This window comes from Paenochrobactrum sp. BZR 201-1 (genome assembly GCF_044987585.2).
Classification (GTDB): domain Bacteria; phylum Pseudomonadota; class Alphaproteobacteria; order Rhizobiales; family Rhizobiaceae; genus Paenochrobactrum; species Paenochrobactrum pullorum.
On sequence record NZ_JBJDRZ020000005.1, the window covers coordinates 496,562 to 510,935 of the forward strand.

At 46.9% G+C, this 14,374-nt stretch carries 14 protein-coding genes and 1 tRNA gene; 8 read left to right on the plus strand and 7 right to left on the minus strand.

What is annotated here, in order from left to right; genetic code table 11:
* Window positions 1–91: 91 nt before the first annotated feature.
* The 3 genes from ACI0FR_RS05050 to ACI0FR_RS05060 form a co-directional block, all read right to left on the minus strand.
* On the minus strand, window positions 92–715 hold the full coding sequence (locus ACI0FR_RS05050) for an antifreeze protein (RefSeq protein ID WP_404906356.1): 624 nt from the start codon (window positions 713–715) through the stop codon (window positions 92–94).
* Between the two features lie 177 nt (window positions 716–892).
* Window positions 893–1,150 carry a sel1 repeat family protein gene (locus tag ACI0FR_RS05055; RefSeq protein ID WP_374830035.1) on the minus strand — a complete coding sequence of 86 codons (258 nt, stop codon included), beginning with the start codon at window positions 1,148–1,150 and terminating at the stop codon, window positions 893–895.
* A 196-nt stretch (window positions 1,151–1,346) separates the two neighbouring features.
* A complete protein-coding gene (locus ACI0FR_RS05060) occupies window positions 1,347–2,054 on the minus strand; it encodes a glutathione S-transferase family protein (RefSeq protein ID WP_374830037.1) in 708 nt (235 codons plus the stop codon).
* A 180-nt stretch (window positions 2,055–2,234) separates the two neighbouring features.
* On the opposite strand from ACI0FR_RS05060, the gene ACI0FR_RS05065 reads away from it, so the two are divergent.
* The 3 genes from ACI0FR_RS05065 to ACI0FR_RS05075 all read left to right on the plus strand — a co-directional run bounded on the left by ACI0FR_RS05065 (window position 2,235) and on the right by ACI0FR_RS05075 (window position 5,224).
* Window positions 2,235–2,363: a hypothetical protein gene (locus tag ACI0FR_RS05065; RefSeq protein WP_374830039.1), complete on the plus strand. Its 129-nt coding sequence runs from the start codon at window positions 2,235–2,237 to the stop codon at window positions 2,361–2,363.
* Between the two features lie 217 nt (window positions 2,364–2,580).
* A complete protein-coding gene (locus ACI0FR_RS05070) occupies window positions 2,581–4,083 on the plus strand; it encodes an AMP nucleosidase (protein ID WP_404906355.1) in 1,503 nt (500 codons plus the stop codon).
* A gap of 127 nt (window positions 4,084–4,210) precedes the next feature.
* On the plus strand, window positions 4,211–5,224 hold the full coding sequence (locus tag ACI0FR_RS05075) for an endonuclease/exonuclease/phosphatase family protein (protein WP_404906354.1): 1,014 nt from the start codon (window positions 4,211–4,213) through the stop codon (window positions 5,222–5,224).
* A gap of 102 nt (window positions 5,225–5,326) precedes the next feature.
* Here the strand turns inward: ACI0FR_RS05075 and ACI0FR_RS05080 are convergent, their stop codons facing one another.
* Both ACI0FR_RS05080 and ACI0FR_RS05085 read right to left on the minus strand, forming a co-directional pair.
* On the minus strand, window positions 5,327–5,683 hold the full coding sequence (locus ACI0FR_RS05080) for a DUF423 domain-containing protein (RefSeq protein ID WP_374830045.1): 357 nt from the start codon (window positions 5,681–5,683) through the stop codon (window positions 5,327–5,329).
* Window positions 5,684–6,076: 393 nt separating this feature from the next.
* Entirely contained in the window at window positions 6,077–7,171 is a 1,095-nt protein-coding gene (locus ACI0FR_RS05085) for a porin (RefSeq protein WP_404906658.1), read from the minus strand.
* 569 nt (window positions 7,172–7,740) lie between these two features.
* Here ACI0FR_RS05085 and ACI0FR_RS05090 point away from each other — a divergent pair.
* The 3 genes from ACI0FR_RS05090 to ACI0FR_RS05100 all read left to right on the plus strand — a co-directional run bounded on the left by ACI0FR_RS05090 (window position 7,741) and on the right by ACI0FR_RS05100 (window position 9,734).
* Window positions 7,741–7,830: transfer RNA gene (locus ACI0FR_RS05090), tRNA-Ser, on the plus strand.
* A 181-nt stretch (window positions 7,831–8,011) separates the two neighbouring features.
* The gene (locus tag ACI0FR_RS05095; RefSeq protein WP_404906353.1) at window positions 8,012–8,656 is read left to right on the plus strand and encodes a BON domain-containing protein; all 645 of its coding nucleotides are present in this window, start codon (window positions 8,012–8,014) and stop codon (window positions 8,654–8,656) included.
* A 265-nt stretch (window positions 8,657–8,921) separates the two neighbouring features.
* The gene (locus ACI0FR_RS05100) at window positions 8,922–9,734 is read left to right on the plus strand and encodes a hypothetical protein (RefSeq protein WP_404906352.1); all 813 of its coding nucleotides are present in this window, start codon (window positions 8,922–8,924) and stop codon (window positions 9,732–9,734) included.
* A 180-nt stretch (window positions 9,735–9,914) separates the two neighbouring features.
* On the opposite strand, the gene ACI0FR_RS05105 is transcribed toward ACI0FR_RS05100, so the two are convergent.
* A complete protein-coding gene (locus ACI0FR_RS05105; RefSeq protein ID WP_404906657.1) occupies window positions 9,915–12,005 on the minus strand; it encodes a lytic transglycosylase domain-containing protein in 2,091 nt (696 codons plus the stop codon).
* Between the two features lie 332 nt (window positions 12,006–12,337).
* Here ACI0FR_RS05105 and dapA point away from each other — a divergent pair, with 332 nt between their 5' ends.
* Both dapA and smpB read left to right on the plus strand, forming a co-directional pair.
* Window positions 12,338–13,219 carry a 4-hydroxy-tetrahydrodipicolinate synthase gene (dapA, locus tag ACI0FR_RS05110; RefSeq protein ID WP_374830053.1) on the plus strand — a complete coding sequence of 294 codons (882 nt, stop codon included), beginning with the start codon at window positions 12,338–12,340 and terminating at the stop codon, window positions 13,217–13,219.
* Between the two features lie 76 nt (window positions 13,220–13,295).
* Window positions 13,296–13,772 carry an SsrA-binding protein SmpB gene (smpB, locus tag ACI0FR_RS05115; RefSeq protein WP_374830055.1) on the plus strand — a complete coding sequence of 159 codons (477 nt, stop codon included), beginning with the start codon at window positions 13,296–13,298 and terminating at the stop codon, window positions 13,770–13,772.
* Window positions 13,773–13,810: 38 nt separating this feature from the next.
* Here smpB and ACI0FR_RS05120 read toward each other — a convergent pair.
* The coding region (locus ACI0FR_RS05120) for a uracil-DNA glycosylase (RefSeq protein ID WP_461667880.1) at window positions 13,811–14,374 on the minus strand (564 nt) is incomplete at its 5' end.

The following is a 14,374-nucleotide window of genomic DNA, read 5'->3' on the forward strand; positions in this document are numbered from 1 at the left end:
TGACTGTTACCGTCTTCGTTTTATAAATTATCTATAAAAAAAACCGTAGTCAGAATACTGACCACGGCTTCCTTTTGATTGTAACCTAAATTTACGATGTGCCTTTGAGACGAGCATTGCACAGGCTGTAATACCCGCCACCTTTTTGAATCCATTTCAGGCCGTTCAGAGCATTTTTGTCTTTCAGCGCATGATATTGTTCAAGGCAAGTGTGCATCCGTGCCTTTCCTGCACTTTCATTCGAGAACTTGGATGAAACATTTTTCGGAAATGTGACGCCACGTGGTGCTGCGGTTGTCGGTGCAGGAGGTTCGCGATCACCATCAGTGCTCAAAGCGGTAAGATCAGCGCCCGGGCCACATTCTGCCTTACGGAAATCATTCCATTTCATACCATTATCAATGCCAGCATCTTTGGCTGCCTGATATTTGGCACCGCATTGCTGCATGGTGAGGCTTTTGGGCTCGGTTGCTGCGGCAGCTTTGGCCGGAGCAGCCTTTTTAGCCGGAGCTTGTGCTGGTGTCTCAGTTCCGCACTGAGCTTTACGATATTCATTCCAGTTGAGGCCACCCAAAGTGCCGGCATCTTTCGCTGCCTGATATTTTGCACTGCATTCCTGCATGGTCAGTGCATTAGCAGGAGTGTTTAAAGCCATAACAGCGATTGTTGCAACAACTGCTGTTCCAGCCAAGCCTGCAAGTGAACGAATAAGCATAATAAAACTCCTGTTTTAAATTGCCGTTATTATATGTCCTTCTCAGGAGATACGACAAGGTCGTCAGGCGTTAATTTCAATAATATTGCTATTTTAGAATGAGTTTTATTAAACAGCATTATGCATATAGTACTTATCTATAAGTATTTTATACATTTTATAGAATATTGATATAGCCTAATGCATGATCATCCATTTGCGTGCTTCATGTAAAGCAGAAGCCAATTCTGTTTTTGACATGGTACGCGCCAATTGGCTGCGCAAGTCAGCAGCCTGTTTATGGCCGCGTATTGCTGCAATATTCAGCCATTTATGCGCTTCAACGACATTTATTTCGCAATCACGTCCAGTCGCGTACATGACACCCATCTCAAAAAGGATTTGATCTTCGGTGACTATATCTTCATGCCGGACAGGCTTTTTAAAATGTGTCATCGTCTCATATTCCTGTTGAATAACAAAAAACTGTTTTTGTTTAAGCGGATCTTCGACAGCAGGAATTATAAATGTGCGGGATTAAACGGCGGGTTAAATGGAATGCTTAACATTTGGTGAGTGCAGTTGGCACAAATTGTAAAAGCGCCATATCGGAGAATACGGCGCTTATATTCAAGACAGGTTTTAATGCTGGTTATTTCGCTTTTTGTCCAAATAATATGCTTTGTGCCTGCTTATCAGTAGCAAGGTTGGATTTTTCACGTTCCGCCTTGCCAATTTCCATACCGCGCTGAACAGCTGAACGGGTGAGCATATGTTCATACCAGCGTTTCAGATTTGGGAAATCTTCCAGTTTCTGAGCATAATTCTTATAGGCACTGACCCAGCCAACACAGGCCATGTCGGCAATTGAATAATCTCCGGCAATGTAATCTTTGCCTTCCAACTGTCGGTTCAGCACACCATAAAGACGATTAACTTCATTGGTATAGCGTTCAATGCCGTATTGTACCTTTTCAGGCGCATAAACACGGAAATGTCCCGCCTGACCGGACATAGGTCCAAGTCCCCCCATCTGCCACATTAACCACTCATCAACGGCTACACGGGCACGTTCATCGCTTGGATAGAAGCGGTTAAATTTGCGGCCGAGATATTGCAGAATTGCCCCGGATTCAAAAACGGAAATCGGTTTTCCGTCTGGACCTTCAGGATCAATAATAGCCGGCATGCGGTTGTTGGGTGCAATTTTGAGGAAGGACGGCTCAAACTGATCGCCTTTGCCGATATTGATATATTTGACCTCGTAAGGAACGCCCAGTTCTTCCAGCATAATGCTGATTTTCCAGCCATTGGGTGTCGGCCAATAATAAAGCTCAATAGGTTTGGTCTGCGTAGTCATGAGAAACTCCCGATTATGGCTTCGATATGGTTTGAACATATGTGCTGTATTTCATCACGCAAGGGGCGTGCACAACTATTTTGCTTTTTAAACAATATGAATGCTGCATGAATGCCAGTCTCAGAAAAGGTTCAGGCCGCTTTTCTATGATGGTGTCATATCGTCGGAAAGGGGATTAATATGCTGAATAAATCTGTCATTGCCGTTTTATTATTTGCAGGGATTGTGCTGGTTTCACTGAGCACTATCGGCAAATTTGATGGTCATATGCAATTGGTGGCCTTTAACCATATAAAGATGCTGCCATGATCAGTGCAGCCATTTCCTACCTCGCTTTAATGGTGCGTATGTTGATTTTTTGCACTGTCTTTATTGGCCCGTCTGCTTCTTTCGCATTGTTGAATTCTGCCTATCCTGCCAAAATCAGTGCTGCTGGATTGGTTATTTTTGTTAGTCTCCAACGCGCGGCATAAAATTATACATCTATATACTCCCTGTTGTGGCTCGACTCGCTATATAGTAAGCCATGACAAACAAAATCGATCTTCCTTTTCTTTCCGAAATCGTAACGCCGCCTTTGGCTGCACCGGAAAATTTTGACGATGCCCGTGCTGCCGTCGCTGCGCTGCGCAAGCTTTATGAACGTAATACTGCCTTTTTACGTGATGCGTTTGAAAAGGTAGCTTTAGGCAAACTCCCGGCGCGTCGCTATCGCGCCTTCTATCCGGAGTTGAAACTCTCCACCACCAGCTTTGCTCATGTGGATACGCGTTTGGCCTATGGTCATGTTTCTGCGCCCGGTGATTACACCGCGACCATTACCCGCCCTGACCTTTTTGAGCATTATCTGATCGAACAAATCCGTCTGTTGATGCGTAATCACAATGTCGGTGTCATAGTGCAGGAATCATCCACACCCATTCCTCTGCATTTTGCCTTTCTCGAAGGCACACATGTGGATGGCTCAGTTGCCAATGCTTTTGCACATCCTTTACGTGATCTCTTTGATGTGCCTGATTTAAGCAGCACCGACGACAAGATTGCCAATGGTGATATCGAGTTGATACCGGGTGAGGCGATGCCGCTGGCGCCTTTTACAGCGCAACGCATTGATTACTCGCTGCAACGTTTAGCACATTACACAGCGACCAGTCCGGCACATTTTCAAAATTATGTGCTTTTTACCAATTACCAATTTTATATTGATGAATTTTGCAACTATGCCCGCAAGCTGATGGCGGGGGGCGGTGGCGGTTATCAACGCTTTGTCGAGCCGGGTAATTTGGTGACGTTGGCTGGCGATAGTGAGCCCACAATTGGCACACCCGCATCCCGTATGCCGCAAATGCCAGCCTATCACCTGCAAAGAGATGATCATTCCGGCATCACCATGGTCAATATCGGTGTGGGGCCATCCAATGCCAAAACCATTACCGATCATATTGCTGTGCTTCGTCCGCATGCATGGTTGATGCTTGGTCACTGTGCTGGTCTGCGCAACAGTCAACAATTGGGTGATTATGTGCTCGCACATGCTTATGTGCGGGAAGATCATGTGCTTGATGATGATCTGCCTGTGTGGGTACCAATTCCGGCTCTGGCTGAAATTCAGGTGCCGCTGGAAGATGCGGTGGAAGAAATCACCGGTCTTGAAGGTTATGATTTGAAACGCATCATGCGTACCGGTACGGTTGCGACTATCGACAACCGGAACTGGGAGCTGCGGGATGAACGCGGTCCTGTACAGCGACTTTCGCAATCCCGCGCTATAGCTTTGGATATGGAATCTGCCACCATCGCGGCCAATGGTTTCCGCTTTCGTGTGCCTTATGGCACTTTGCTTTGTGTTTCAGACAAGCCATTGCATGGTGAGTTGAAACTGCCAGGTATGGCGACCGAATTTTATCAGCGCCAAGTGGCACAGCATTTGCATATCGGCATCAGAGCGATGGAAAAAATTGCAGCCATGCCGCAAGAGCGGTTGCATTCGCGCAAATTACGCAGCTTCTACGAAACCGCGTTCCAGTAATTGATAAAATGACGTCCGGATTTTCGTGCCAATCTCATGGTTATAAAAAATCCGGAAGGCACTTCAGCTTAATCTAAGCCGTTTTACTTCGTAGATTTGCTCTCATTTTGGGGGAGAAGACAGTTTTATGCGTACGTCCAAAAAAATTTCATCATTAAGCTTTGCAGCTTTTATTGTTGCGGTTCTTGCAACGATTCCACTGGTGCTCGGTTTTTTTGGAGAAGTGCATCCCGCGCTTGATACATTTTCGCATATTCGCGCACATTTGTCGGTGGCTCTGCTGCTGTTTTCATTACCACTTTTGTTGACAGGTCTTAAACGGGAAGCTTTGTTGCTCTGTCTGTTTTGCGTTCTAAGTTTTGCAACAACGCTTGAAATTCTGCGCGATCAGCTATCCGGTATTGAATTGCCGGAGTCAAAGAAGATAGAAGGCGCAACTTATAGTCTGGTGCAGATCAACCTGCTTTACGATCATCCGGAGCCACAACGTGTTCTGCAAATGATTGGTCAGCAAAATCCGGATGTGATCACATATCAGGAGGCCTCCAAATATTGGGAACCATGGCTGAAAATTTTGGAAGGCCGTTATCCTTACCATTTATTGTGTAAGGATTATCCAAATTCATGGGGTGTTGGCATTTTATCAAGAAGGCCATTCGTTGAGGGCGCCGAGCGCCTTTGTGTCGATGATGGTGTATTGGCAGCGGTGCCGATTGATTTTGGCGGGCAGATTGCAACCATTGCCTCGTTGCATTTGTCATGGCCGTGGCCGAAACAACAGCCGGAACAGTTAAAGAAGATTGAGCCTTCTTTGCGGGCTATGAAGCATCCACTAATTATTGCCGGCGATTATAATGCGACCAGCTGGAGTAATGCGCTGGCGCGTATGACGCAAGCGTCAGATACATATGATGTGCGCGGCATCGGCGCAACATGGATGCTGAAACAATTGCCGATCAGTTGGGCTAAATGGCTTGGAGTGCAGATTGATCATATTTTGGTTAGTGCCAACATCTTCATCGAAGAGGCAAAGACATTGGATGAGGTCGGCTCTGATCACTTACCATTGTACATGAAGTTTACTTTGCCAACTACAGCTGAACCATCAGAAGATTCGGACGCACAGATAGTTCAGCGCTAAACTATTGTTTAGTGATTTTAGCGACAAAAGTAGGCCGCCTCTCTCAGGCTGTCAGCTTGATGACTTTAACTGCATTTGCCGCTAAATTGAACGCACGGCTTTCTATTTACATTTTGACCAGCAGCTCATGGATGTGATGAGCCATCCCAGAATGAGAATAGTGCCACCGGTGGGGGCCGCAAACGGGAAAAGTCTTTGTCCCATTATATCGCGGGCAAGCAAGTCACCACAAAATAGCAATAGACCAATAATGATAGCTGAGCCACCGATCGTTGCGGTGCGGCTTTGGCCACTCAAAATTGACAGAGCAAGGAAAGCAGGAGCGTGGCCTAAGAGAATAGGGGCGACTGTATTCAAATTGCCGGTATCATTATGCGCCGCACCTGCATAGGCAATCAGTGCTAAAGCACCGGTTAATCCACCAATTGTTGAAAAATAACGATTAATTTTCACAGTCAATTTATGCCTCGGTTATTAGCTCGTAAAGTTTCAGAATGTAGCAAAACACGCGAGCCCACGCTTATCAGAGCCCTATGGATCTAGCCTCCTATTTAATAGCGCATAGTTATGCAATTCTTAAAAGCAATTAATTGTTATTCTTTGTGCTTAGCAGCGACATTAAATTTTCAAATCAAACTTAAGTGCTGAGAATTGAACTTTAGAAGGTAAAGTTATTCTCCGTTTGCCAACTATTTTAGTAGGGGGAAGACTGAATTGGCACCTAAGAAATAATCATCGCTATGTGATCGGTGGCAGCAGAATTCGTGAATATAAAAGATACTGAAATATAATTTGAAACAAAAAAAGCGCCAGTGAAAATCACTGGCGCCTTATTATCAAACCAAGGTCTGATTAGAAAGAACGCTGGAAGCGGATCATGCCCTGTACAGCATCTTTCTTGTTGAAAGGAATGCCATCATTAGCGTAGTTAGTGCTATCTTTGAAGCGTGTATAGGTCACTTCAGGAGTGATCTTGAAGCCAGGAACCAGTTCGTAAGCTACGTTAGCAGAAACAGAGGTCTTACCCCAATCTTCTGTTGCAGCCTGGATGTTGAAGGTTGCTTTGTCGGTTGCCTTGAATGCAACACCACCCCAAACAGCCCACTTACCACCGAAGCTACCATAAGCCTGATCAGTGGTTTTCTTAGCTGCATAAGCACCCATCAACCACAGGGAAACCTGGTCGCTTACATTTACGTCACCGCGTACTTTAGCTGACCAATCTTCGATAACTGAGTCGTAAGCAACAACAGCTGCGATCGAACCCCAGCCCTGAGCGAATTTCAGACCACCAACAACGTGTGGTACGTATTCGTTGATTACGTAGCCACCGCCACCTTGTTCAACAGCGATAACAGCGGAGACGCCGTTGCCACCGGAGAAGGTGTAAGCAATCTGACCGGTACGTGTGAACGAACCTTCAGAGATTACGTCATCGTTAAGAATGTCGCCGAGGTAGCCGGTGAATTCTTTAAACATGGTTTTGCCGAGACCGACGCGGAAGCCGGACAGATCAATCCACGCATATTCAAGAACGGAACCGCGTGTATCGTTGCCGTAACGGTCGCTCTTGATTGGTGAGTAATCGTCACCGCTTGCATCAGCATTGTAGTTGAAGCGAACTTCAGTGTATGTGCCGAGTGTGCCGAGTTCTGTTTCAGAAGCGGTACGAACCTGCAGTGCGAAACGTGCATGCTTGTCCCAGCCTTCACGCTTTCCGCCAACATATGCGTCGTCGCCGCCCTTAACGTCGTAACGAACATAACCGCCGATACGGAGGCAGGTTTCGGTGCCTGGAATGTAGAAGTAGCCAGCGCCGTATGCATCGCAAACGCGAACATATTCAACAGCTTCTGGTTCTGGTGCGATGATTGCGTCGGCTGCGTTTGCGCCGGTAGCTGCTACAACTGCTGCAGCGGAGCCGAGGAGAAGGCTCTTGATGTTCATTTCTGACCTCCAGTCAAAGTTTAAAAACGGGTTTGGGCATTTCTTTTTGGCTGAAGGACAACCTGTCCCCATCCCCTTGTTTGAAAAAGTCGCCCCGAAGCGCGCCCCTTTCTGATGTGAAGATACTCCGCCCGAATTTTGATGCAACTGGGAAAACAACTCTGACGGCTTACTCATGTCTCTATCGAGGGGGCTTGTTGCACAAAAGACACGAATTTAGCTATCACTGCAGAATTTATTAAGAAATTAGCAATCGAAGTTAACAGTTCTTAACAGTTTCAAAGCGCACTGGGCTGGTAAAAGCTATCTCTATCTGGCGGAATCGTGCAAATCACTTGAAAGCCCTCATGCTGATGAGCTTGAATTTTGAGTGATTTGCATCAGCGAATTTTTCTGGAAGATACATTATTATATATATGGTCTACAGGGATGATTGGCTTAAGCAGGTCTTAAGTCATGTGCTTCACCTGTCATTTCTGTCAGATATATGTGTGTGGAATTAAAAAATTTGAAGATAAAGCTTTAAATTGCTTGAACTTAGTGAATTAACCAGCTATCTGGCCTGTACCGGAGAGGTGGCCGAGTGGTCGAAGGCGCTCCCCTGCTAAGGGAGTAGACCCGTGAGGGTCTCGTGGGTTCGAATCCCATCCTCTCCTCCATTTTCCCAAACATCTTGATTTTAACAGAATGAGCAGAATAGTTGTTTCTGCTGAACTCTCCATATTTTTCAAAAAATCAGTTGATTCGTGCGTCTTTGAACAGTTTTTCAAAAGGCAAAACTGGATTCTCTTTATTGATCTCCTTATTGCTTAATCTTTATCAGAATCATCGAGAGAAGGGATGTCTGCGTTGAAACAATGGTTTTGGCCTGGTTGGGTTTGTACTGTTACCCTGACCGCGGTTGCCTTGTGGTTTGGGATTAAACCATTGGAGGCCGAACTCGCGCAACGCACCCAGATCGTATTGCAGCCCTATGACTGGACAAGTTTCAGCGTTGAAGGGCGTGACCTGACATTGCGCGGTGTTGCGCCTGATGAAGCCGCACAAAAATTAGCACTCGAAGCAGCTGGTAAAATTGAAGGGATTCGTGAAATTGAGAATCTCACTTCACTTTTGCCTTTAGCTGCTCCTTATACATTTCAAATCGAGAAGAATGGTGACGGCATTATTTTGAGCGGCCATGTGCCAACCAGTCAATTGCGTGACGAGTTGATGCTGACCATGGAGGAGAATGCAGATTCCATGATGGTAATGGATGAGATGGCTTTGGCGCGTGGCCAACCAGATAACTATGCTACATTGGTTAAATTTGCTATTTTACAATCTGCTTTTCTCAAATCAGGGAAAATTGCCCTGATTGATATGCGATTAAATATTGATGGTGATGCGAATAACCGGCTGGATTATTACCGCTTGCAGAATGCATTGAATAATTCTTTGCCGGAAGGAGCTGAAATCGGGCAGCGCTTTATTGCACAACCTTGAACTTTGGTTGCCTTAATATGCTGTGATCGTTGTTTTTTAGATATTTAAAACACTATTCGTAAGACACGAAAGGTCGTTTATGCTCTATCTTGTTCAGACATTCTGGTATGTCTTGTTACTGGCTTTGTGCATTGGTTTTCTGGTAGGCTGGATGGCAGTTGGAAATAAAAAGTAAAACAGATTTATTTGCAGTCGATCAGCGGCTCGTAAATTATGAAGCACTATCTCACTCTGACTTAAAGATGTTAATCTGGGGGAAGAAGTAATGCCTCACCTTATTTTGCAGCTCGCTTTATTGATTGCTGCGGTGTTCGTTATCGGTTGTTTATTCGGGGCTTTTGCCCGCAAGCGTAAAGCTAACAGTGAACATGTGGTACCGGAACCTGAGCAACAGGTTGAGGCCGTAAAATTAACATCGGAAAAACAAGAGCATAAAGTTCAAATACCGGTTCCGGCTGTGCCTGAAGTAAAAACTGACGACGAAAACGCGAAAGCCTTGGAAACTAAGCCAACGGTTGAACCCGTCAAAGTTGAAGAAATTATCGCGCAGGATTCGACTGCCACAAAGACCGAGGTATCTTCAGGTGTTATAGAGGAACTGATTTCTGAACAGGCTCCGGTGGAAGAAGTTCGTATCCCAGAACCAGTTATCGTTGAGGAGCCCGAACCGGTTGTTGAAGTAGGCTTACCACAACTGCTCGAGGCTGCGCGTGATGATAAGCCGGATGACTTGTTGAAGATCAAAGGCATTGGCCCCACTTTGCAAAGCAAACTTCAAGCTTTGGGGATTTATCATTATGAACAGCTGGCTGCATGGGATGCTGATAATGCAATCTGGATTGGAAAGAAGCTTAATTTCCCCGGACGCGTCGAGCGCGAGGAATGGGTGGAACAAGCTGCTGCTTTAAGCAAACTTGGCGAAAAAACGCTGGTCAAATCCACTAAAAAAGCAACGTCTAAAAAGACATCTGCCAGCAAGCCACGCACAAAAGCTGCAACAGTTAAGGCATCGGTAAAAAAGGCAGCGGTGAAAACAGCTAAGCCTAAAGCAAAGTCAGCTTCGCAAAAAGCAGATTGATTATTCAAATTGATTTTATAACAGAGCTAGAGCGTGTCGCACTTAATCGTATCCACTGTGCTCGCTCTAGCGTTTTGTTTTTACGAATGTCTTTATCCCAAAACCGGTGCCCGCTTTTGGGAGACATGCTCTAAAAAGTAAGGCTGCTTCGGAATTTCCCGAAGTCGCCTTTTCTTTTGTCTATCGACGACCGTTAATCAGGTCGGCTTTGATATTTGCTGTGCCGGTTAAACGTGCCTTGTAAACTTCGTAATTTTCCATCACGCGATGGACGTAATTTCGGGTTTCCGGGTAAGGAATGCGTTCAATCCAGTCGACAATTTCTTCAATAGAGCGGCCACGCGGATCGCCATATTTGGCGATCCACTGATTGGCGCGGGTAGGGCCTGCATTATAACCGGCAAAGGTTAGGATATAGGAACCATCAAAGCGGCCAAGTTGCTCACTTAAATAATGGGCGCCCAAGGTTGCATTATAAGCAGAATCATTAGTGAGTTTGGCGTGCGTGAAGGTGAGGCCTGCACGTGTTGCCACGCCCTTGGCAGTGCCCGGAAGGAGCTGCAGCAAGCCTAGAGCGCCGGCACTTGATACAGCTGAGGTGTTAAACTCGCTTTCTTGACGTGCAATCGCATAAGCGAGTGCTTTACCGGAACCGCTGATATTCGCGTGATTTGGTATCGCACCGAGTGGATGGGAAAGTGCTCCCACATCAAGACCGCGGGCAGCTGCCGCTTTTCCGATTCGCAAAGCCAGATAATGATTGTTCTTTTGCTCAGCCATCACTGCGAGCATAGCTAATTCGCCAACGCTGGAGATTTCTTGTGCCAGATTGCGATAGAGCGCATCGGCACGGGTGCTGTAACCGGCCGCTTCTAACCGTTTGATCGCTTGTACAGCCGGACGATTGGCAAAATTGGCGCGATCAGCATTGGTTGGTTTCGGATAGGGTAATTGCAGGGTTGACTGGCCAAGTTTGGCAGCGGCCAGCTGGCCATAAAATGTTGTGCCGTAATGAGCGGCACGCTGATAATAATTACCGGCATTGCCGCCTGCACCAGCTTCTGCGGCACGACCCAACCAATAATAAGCGCGTGAGGCTGAAATTGCACCTGATGAAATTTCGGCAATGCGGGCAAAATGTTTTGAAGCAGTTTTAGGATCGTTTAATGAACGCAGTGCATACCAGCCTGCGTGGAATTCTGCATCTGCAGCCATCGCTGGTGATTCTGCCGCATGGGCAGCTGCGACTTGATAGGCGAGCTTAGGCTTGCCGATATCAAGCAATTCGCGGGATAAAACGCGCCTTTCTGTCCACCATGCATCCGGATTCACCAATGTTTTAGCGTCCTTTGGTGCTTTGATCATAATCTCTGCTGCATCGCTGAAGCGTTCGGCACGACGAAGATAACGTGCTTTGACCAGCAAATAAGATGGATGCTTGTGCCATGATTTGTCAACAGCATTGATTTTTTGTGCAGCATCAGCACTATTGCGGGATACAGCCAAATAAGCCTGATAAAGTGATTGTGCCTGTGCAGGGCCTGCCAGATTGGCAGCCGACTGCATCCGCCCGCTATACAGTGAACGGATTAGCCGGTTGAGATGGTCATCACGCGTTAAAGTATCAGAAAATTCGCGTAAAATGGATTGCTCTTCAGTTTGAGAAAGACGTGCATTTAACCACCACGGAGCCAGCAATTGTCTGGCTCTCACCTTGTTGCCCGTGGCTTTGTGAGCGCGCGCTAAGGCGACAATGCCCTCGGTGGTCTGAGGGCGGCTATTGCCGAAGGCTCCAATGACTTGTTGCGCCGACAATTTTTCTTTTGCCAATGCGCGCTCGGAATTATTGCGAATGGCAGACATGCCCGGCCAGCCTTGTAATTCAGCTGCAGATGCAGCGATCTCGGCGCTGGTAATTCCGTCGGCATTGGAGGTTGCAATCACCCATGCAAGTATCTGCCGGTCAATGCTGCCGCGCGCCATATTGTTTTTAATGGCTATCGTACGGGCAGCATTTTTGCTTTCCAGAGCATCCAGTGCCGCTTTTAAGGTGCCGCTGACATTAGCCGGATTGCTGGCGCGTGGTACACTGGATGTGATAACCTGATCCTGTAATGACGGGCGCGGTTGCGGTGTCACCAAATTGATCGGAGATTCGCGTGTGGCTGAAGGTGCAAAAGGCGTTGGCAACGGCGGGCGCGCAAACGGCGTTGGTACATCTGTGGGCGGCAAAGGTTGCGCAAAAGATGTGGCTGTCGGCATGCAAAGCATCAGGCTGCATCCTGCGAGGAGGATTTTGCGCCAGATCGGTGCTCTTTGATCAACTATACTCATATTGAACCAAACCAGATTACTTAAGCCATATTATTAGCCGGTGTTCTTTGTTAAGTTGACCGACTTGTCAGGGCAGGGGAAGTTTTACTTTTTTAGTATAATTTTTATCCATGAAGGCATCGTTAACAAACCATTATGAATAAGATCGGATAACTAACGCCTGTGCAGCCGTAAATTTGCTTGCTCCATTCTTGTGGCAATACTATGGTGCGACCGCTTTCGTCGGGTTCTCCGACGGTTATTAACATTTATCTCTCAGGAGTATATTGATGCTGAAGGGCTCAATCACCGCACTCGTTACGCCATTCGATCGTGATGGTGCATTTGACGAGAAATCCTTCCGCTCCTTCGTGAATTGGCAAATTCAAGAGGGCACCAATGGTTTGGTGCCTGTCGGTACAACCGGTGAAACACCTACGCTCTCGCATGACGAGCATAAGCGGGTCATTGAAGTCTGTATTGAAGTCGCGGACAAGCGCGTGCCGGTCATTGCAGGTGCCGGTTCGAACAATACACATGAAGCGATTGAACTGGCGCAGCATGCTGAAAAAGCGGGCGCGGACGCGGTTCTCGTTGTCACACCTTATTATAACAAACCTAATCAGCGTGGTCTCTACGAACACTTCTCTGCAATTGCGCGTGAAATTTCCGTGCCGATTGTTATATACAATATTCCGGGTCGTTCTATTGTTGATATGTTGCCGGAAACCATGGGGCGTTTGGTAGCTGACCACAAAAATATTGTGGCTGTTAAGGACGCAACCGGCCGTATTGAGCGCGTGTCCGAACAACGTGCGGTTTGCGGCAAAGATTTCATCCAATTGTCGGGTGAAGATGCCACGGCTTTAGGCTTTAATGCACATGGCGGTCATGGTTGCATTTCGGTGACCTCCAACATCGCGCCACGCCTTTGCACCGAATTTCAGACTGCATGTTTGAGCGGTGACTATTCAAAAGCGCTGGAGTACCAAGATCGCTTGATGCCATTGCATAAGGCGCTGTTTCTGGAGCCAAATCCGGCCGGTCCTAAATATGCGTTGTCGCGTTTGGGGTTGATCGAGCCTGTCGTCCGTTTGCCAATGGTGCAGGTGGAAGAGGCGACACGCCTTGCCATTGATCGTGCCATGCAGCATGCTGGCTTGATTAATTAAGATAGACAGACAGAAAAAGCGCCTTTCTGCTGAAAGGCGCTTTTAATCTGCATGACGGGTATTATATAACCATATTATGAATAAGCCAAAAACACCCACAGTGCGTAAAATAATTGCGGAAAACCGTCGTGCGCGCTTTAACTTTGAAATTGTGAGCACGCTGGAAGCAGGACTTGTGCTGACGGGTACGGAAGTGAAATCACTTCGCGCCAATCAGTCCAATATTGCTGAAAGTTACGCAAGCTTTGAAAATGGTGAGTTTTGGCTGATCAATTCCTATATTCCGGAATATACGCAAGGCAATCGTTTCAATCATGATCCGCGCCGCTTACGTAAATTGCTGGTGGGCCGTCGTGAAATGGCGCGCCTTTTCAATGCTGTTTCGCGTGATGGTATGACTATTGTGCCTTTGAAATTGTACTTTAATGATCGCGGCCGGGTTAAGCTGGAACTGGCGGTTGCACGCGGTAAAAAATTGCACGACAAGCGCCAAACCGAGAAAATGCGCGATTGGAATCGTGAAAAATCACGCCTGCTACGCGATAAAGGCTAAGTTTTTACTTAAAATTTGATGTTGTTTGAGCGCCGGTATTAAATCCCGGCGTTTATGTATTCACGCACATTGGTAAAAACGTCACGGAACATTTTTTCGGTTAGCACACCTGTGTTGGTATTATAGCGCGAGCAGTGATAGCTGGAAAAAATCCGGATGCCATTGATATCAGTTACATTGCCGTGACCGAATTTATGTTTTGCAACCGGCTGTCCAAGCGCGCGGATCGTCGATTGATGCGCGATCGTGCCAAGCGTAACAATGGCGCGCAGATTTTTAAAGCCGGACAGGGCGGGTTTTAAAAACTGACGGCAGTTATTAACTTCTGACGCAGTTGGCTTGTTTTCAGGTGGAACACAGCGCACGGCATTGATGATTGTCGTATTCAACAGTTCGAGACTGTCATCAATACGAGCTTCAAATTTGCCACGGGCAAAACCAAGATCAATCAAAGTGCTGTAGAGAAGATCACCGGCATAATCGCCGGTAAACGGTCGGCCGGTGCGATTGGCACCTCGCAAACCAGGGGCATGTGTGGACGGCCTCCGTTTGGCAAGATGTTTTTTGATATTTCTGACAAGCTGGTCGAGTGCAGGCATGTG

Bases quoted from the DNA above. Each gene is read 5' to 3' on its own strand.
- dapA (WP_374830053.1), top strand. From the start codon at position 12,338: ATGCTGAAGGGCTCAATCACCGCACTCGTTACGCCATTCGATCGTGAT.
- ACI0FR_RS05085 (WP_404906658.1), bottom strand. From the start codon at position 7,171: ATGAACATCAAGAGCCTTCTCCTCGGCTCCGCTGCAGCAGTTGTAGCA.
- ACI0FR_RS05075 (WP_404906354.1), top strand. From the start codon at position 4,211: ATGCGTACGTCCAAAAAAATTTCATCATTAAGCTTTGCAGCTTTTATT.
- ACI0FR_RS05060 (WP_374830037.1), bottom strand. From the start codon at position 2,054: ATGACTACGCAGACCAAACCTATTGAGCTTTATTATTGGCCGACACCC.
- ACI0FR_RS05065 (WP_374830039.1), top strand. From the start codon at position 2,235: ATGCTGAATAAATCTGTCATTGCCGTTTTATTATTTGCAGGGATTGTG.
- ACI0FR_RS05100 (WP_404906352.1), top strand. From the start codon at position 8,922: ATGCCTCACCTTATTTTGCAGCTCGCTTTATTGATTGCTGCGGTGTTC.
- ACI0FR_RS05105 (WP_404906657.1), bottom strand. From the start codon at position 12,005: ATGCTTTGCATGCCGACAGCCACATCTTTTGCGCAACCTTTGCCGCCC.
- ACI0FR_RS05050 (WP_404906356.1), bottom strand. From the start codon at position 715: ATGCTTATTCGTTCACTTGCAGGCTTGGCTGGAACAGCAGTTGTTGCA.
- ACI0FR_RS05095 (WP_404906353.1), top strand. From the start codon at position 8,012: ATGTCTGCGTTGAAACAATGGTTTTGGCCTGGTTGGGTTTGTACTGTT.
- ACI0FR_RS05070 (WP_404906355.1), top strand. From the start codon at position 2,581: ATGACAAACAAAATCGATCTTCCTTTTCTTTCCGAAATCGTAACGCCG.
- ACI0FR_RS05055 (WP_374830035.1), bottom strand. From the start codon at position 1,150: ATGACACATTTTAAAAAGCCTGTCCGGCATGAAGATATAGTCACCGAA.
- smpB (WP_374830055.1), top strand. From the start codon at position 13,296: ATGAATAAGCCAAAAACACCCACAGTGCGTAAAATAATTGCGGAAAAC.